Source organism: Pinirhizobacter sp., from assembly GCF_035317885.1.
Taxonomy (GTDB): domain Bacteria; phylum Pseudomonadota; class Gammaproteobacteria; order Xanthomonadales; family Rhodanobacteraceae; genus Pinirhizobacter.
The window spans coordinates 1-4083 of record NZ_DATHFX010000020.1; the positions used below are offsets into that span (position 1 = coordinate 1).

Here is a 4083-nt window from a genome sequence, read left to right on the forward strand (position 1 = left end):
GTGCAGCCAACGCGCCTCGGCAAGCAGGTCCGTGCACTGGTCGAGGAATTGTTTCGACCAGAAAGCAGCGTCTCCATCGCCGCTGCCCGCATGGGTCGCCGCCAACGCCGCGGCCCCGTCATGTTGTGCCTGCAGCAGGTCCAGCACGTGACTGCCGGTGACGGGCAAGGCCGTCGCCAGGCCGTGCAGCAAGTCATCGATGTCCTGCGTGCTGCCATCGGCCACGCCCTTGAGCAACAGCAGCGTGTCCCGTAGCCCGTCCAGGCAGGCGTTATCGAAGGTGGGCTGGTCGATGAGTTCCAGCAGGCCCATGCGCAAGGCCAGAAGGTGACCGGCAAGGTTGCCACTATCCACGGACGATACATACAGCGGCCGCAAGGGTTGCAGTGAGAGTGTGTCGTACCAGTTGTAGAAATGCCCACGATGCCGTTCGAGCAGGGTCATCGTGGCCAGGCCCTGGCCGGTGCGTTCCAGCAGACGGGACACGCCCAGGTAGCCGAAGTCCCGTGCCGCCAGGTTGGCCAGCAAGGCAAGGCCCATGTTGGTGGGCGACGTGCGGTGCGCCACTGCCGGGGCAGGGTCCAACTGCACGTTGTCCGGGGGTAGCCAGTGGTCTTCCGGTCCCACGTGCACGTCAAAGAAGGCCCATGTCTTGCGCGCCACGGCGCGCAGGTAGGCATGTTGCTCCGTCGTTGGCGCTACAGAGGGTGGCCGCTGCGGCAGGCTGATCCATCGGGCCAGCGCGGGCGAGACGAACCATGCGACCAGGAAGGGCGCGGCCACCAGCAGCGCGAGGGGGCGGTCGATCATCACGAACGCGAACGTCGCCACCGCCACCACCGGCCCCACCGCCATCCGGCGCCACAGCGCCAAGGTTCCCTGGTTACTGCGCCGGGCGACATCTTCGGACGGTTGCCATTCCAGCAAAGCCTTCTTCGATACGGCCATGCGCCAGAGGGTGCGCCCGATGGCATCCAGGCTATACGCCGCCTCGTGCGGCAACATCGCCACCGCCAATACGGCACGCATGCCATGCTGGCCGATATTCCCCAGGGCGGCATAAAGATGCTGGCGCATGCTCACGCCCGCCTGCTTCTGGACGAGGTCGAGCAGCGACGACAACGCCGCCGGCAACAGCAGCATGGCCATGGCTACGGCGGTCCACTCGCCGAAGGGCACGAGCGCCAGCCAGCCCACCAGCAACATCGCCAGCAACGCCGGCGGCACCAGGCTTCGACGCAAGTTGTCCAGGATCTTCCAGCGCGACAATACCGACAGTGGGTTCACTCGCCAGCCGCGCGACGCGGTGGGCGCCCAGGGCAACAGCCATGGCAGCAGTTGCCAATCGCCGCGTATCCAGCGGTGGCGGCGCCGGGCATCGTCCACGTAGCGGGCGGGATATTCCTCGTATAGCTCGACGTCGCTGACCAGGCCCGCGCGGGCAAAGCAGCCTTCGATGAGGTCGTGGCTGAGGATGCGCTCGGGCGGCAGGCGATCGGCCAGCGAAGCCTCGAACACGTCGATGTCGTAGATGCCCTTGCCGATGAACGAGCCTTCGTCGAAGAGGTCCTGGTAGACGTCCGACACGTTGCGCGTATAAGGATCGATGCCTGCATCGCTTCCATGCAGGCGGGCATAACGCGAGCGGGCAATGTTGGGCAGGCTGATGCCCACGCGCGGCTGCAGGATTCCGTGCCCCGATACCACGCGGCGGTGACGTGCGTCGAACACGGGTCGGTTCAGCAGGTGGTCCATGGTGCCCACCAGCACGTGCGCCGATTCGCGCGGAAGCTGCGTGTCGGTGTCCAGGGTGATTACATAACGTACGCGTGGAAGTGCGGCCAGGTCGCCGGCAATCAGCACGAATGCATCCGTAGGACCGCCACGCAGCACGTGGTTGAGATCGGCAAGCTTGCCGCGCTTGCGCTCGTGTCCCATCCAGCACTGACTGGTGGGGCTCCATGTGCGTCCGCGATGCAACAGGAAGAAACGATCGACGGTGGTGGTGAGGTGGCGCTCGTTCAGGGCTTCGATACGCAGGCGCGCCAGGTCCAGCAAGGCGGCGTCCCCGGGTAGCGTCTGGGTGCTGGCGTCGGTGAAGTCGGTAAGCAAAGCGAAGTGCAAATGCTCGTCGCGATTGGCCAGGAAGCGAACTTCCAGTGCGTCCACCAGGGCTTCCAGGTCGTGCGCACTGGCCACCAGGCTCGGGATCACCACCAGCGTGCGCGCCGTCTCGGGAATGCCGAAGGCATAGTCCATGCGCGGCAGGGCATGAGGCGATACCGCCAACGTGGCCAGCAGATTCCCGAGGCTTAGCGCAAGCTGGCTTGCCACCAACACGGCCGCGACGCTTGCCAGGGCCCATATCCACGTGGCCGGAAAACCCGTGCCGGCCAGCATGATCGTAGGCTCGGCAAGGGCGGCGGTGAGCGTCAGTACCAGGGCAAGGAATATCGCGACCGGCGCCCGGTCGAAAGCCCGGCGCGCGCGATCGGCGAAGCTGGCGCGCAGGGATAGCGATGCTTCCAGCTCCGTGCGCCCCTCATCGACCAGGAAAAAGCCGACATGGCGCCGCGCGCCGCCGGACGATCCCCCTGGTTGCCCGCACAACGCGATAGCGGAGCGGGCGATTTCGCGCTCGCTGCTGTGTCCGCCGCGTGCCAGATGTTCCACGACGTGGCGGTAGTGGTCGCGGGTGGCGAAATCCATCAGCGGGTAGACGCCCGCGGGGTCGCGTCGCAGCTCCTCTTCCACCAGGCTTGCGCGCTCGACGAATTCCCGCCAGTCGATCGTGGCCAACAGACGCAGGCTGCCGATGCTATTGGCGATGGTGACCTGGTTGGAGGCCTGCTGCTGCGATTCCAACTGCACCAGGTGTTCGATGCTTTGCCCGGTCTCGGCCAGGCGTTGTTCGATCCAGTTCAGCGGCAGCGCCAGCGCGGGGCCCTGGCCCTGCAACCGCCGCGCAAGTTCCGCCACGAACGGGCTGGACATCTCCGGGTCCGAGCGCGCCATGTCGGCTACGACAAGCACCACGTTCTTCGGATCGCCCCGCGCCAGCACCATCATGGCGTCGGCCCAGTGCGCAGCCATGGTGCGGCCGCGACGATCGGCCATCACCTTGGCGGCCACCCGGCGCAGGTTCTCGATCAGCGCCAGGCGCAACATGATCGGCACGGCCCACAGCTCGCCCAGCTGCAACGGCGTCACCAGCTGATAGGCCTGGACGAACCGCTCCAGGTTCGCGGCATCCACGCGCCCATCGCCGTGGGAGATGGTTTCAAGGGCGATGTCGTAGACCCGCGGCAAGCCCGCCGACGCGCCGCCGCGCAGCTGGGGCAGGGCACGGCTATAGCCTCGCGGCAGGTCCTGCCGTGCGATGCGGATCTGTTCCTCGATCAGGTACAGGTTGTCGAGCAACCATTCGGCGGCGGGCGTGATGGTCCAGCCCAGGCGATTGACCGACGTCAGGCGCTCGCACGACTGGATCAGCATCGCCTCGTTGTCCGCCAGGCGGGAGAGCAAACGCTCCGGCGCCCGGTGTGTGCTCAAGACATGTTGGGCGGCCAGTACCTCGCCGTGCGCATCCATCTCGCGCGCGCTGAAAAGCTCGGCGCGCAGGATCGGTTCGGAAGCCGCCACCGGCTGCCGCGCCACCCTCCGGCGACGTTGCATGCGACGTAACCGGGCCAGCAGGCGATCGGTGGAAACCGGGCGTCTCAATGCAGCGGGTATAAGCGGCACATGCCGGAAAGGCGTGCAGCTTGCACCGCCACCAGGCTAGTAGATGCCTCTGCGAAGACCCGGGCCACCAGCACGGACATCGTGCGGGACTTCTTCCGCTTGCCGGTCGTGGGTGTTGGCCCGACATCATGGTGGAGCTTCTCCACCACGGACTTCAGTGCTGCTTCCGCCCGCATCAACTGCCCAGGCGTAGCTGTCCCATGCCGGAAAATGGCATACGAGAACTCGCGGTTGAAAGATACAAGTACTGCTTCGCAGACCGTGCCGGTGCTGTCCTTGAGGTTCAGCTGCTCCGGCCGTCCACGTGGATACCAGCCTAGTACGATCCGCCCATCGTCG

The 4083-nt window shown here is 66.2% G+C and carries 1 protein-coding gene and 1 pseudogene; both read right to left on the bottom strand.

Translation table 11 applies throughout. The annotated features are described in order from the left end of the window. A pseudogene (locus tag VK519_RS00575) lies at positions 1–3675 on the bottom strand (cyclic beta 1-2 glucan synthetase); the annotation flags it as partial. A 44-nt stretch (positions 3676–3719) separates the two neighbouring features. Beyond that, positions 3720–4083: hypothetical protein (locus tag VK519_RS00580; RefSeq protein WP_324346650.1), on the bottom strand; the 364-nt coding region annotated here is incomplete at its 5' end.